This is a genomic window from Limosilactobacillus mucosae DSM 13345 (genome assembly GCF_001436025.1).
In the GTDB taxonomy this organism is placed as follows: domain Bacteria; phylum Bacillota; class Bacilli; order Lactobacillales; family Lactobacillaceae; genus Limosilactobacillus; species Limosilactobacillus mucosae.
On record NZ_AZEQ01000088.1, the window covers coordinates 1 to 263 of the forward strand.

The 263-nt window shown below is 40.3% G+C and carries 1 pseudogene; it reads right to left on the reverse strand.

What is annotated here, in order from left to right:
* A pseudogene (locus FC47_RS10330) lies at positions 1-263 on the reverse strand (GH25 family lysozyme); the annotation flags it as partial.

Genomic DNA, 263 nt, shown 5'->3' on the forward strand with positions numbered 1-263 from the left:
CGACCATCTGGTAGCTTATACCAACCATTGGCTGTCTTGCCTGTTGTTGGATCAAAGTAATACCACTTTCCATCAATCTTAGTTTCACCATGATACATCCGTCCTTGACTATTGTAGTTGACCAAACGGCCATCTGACAATGTGTACCAACCAGTTTTAGCTGCCCCATCTGAGCCAAAGTAGTACCACGAACCATTAATCTCTTTTTCAGTGTTTTTAATCATCGTTGGACTGAAATAGTAGTACTTACCATTAACATTCTT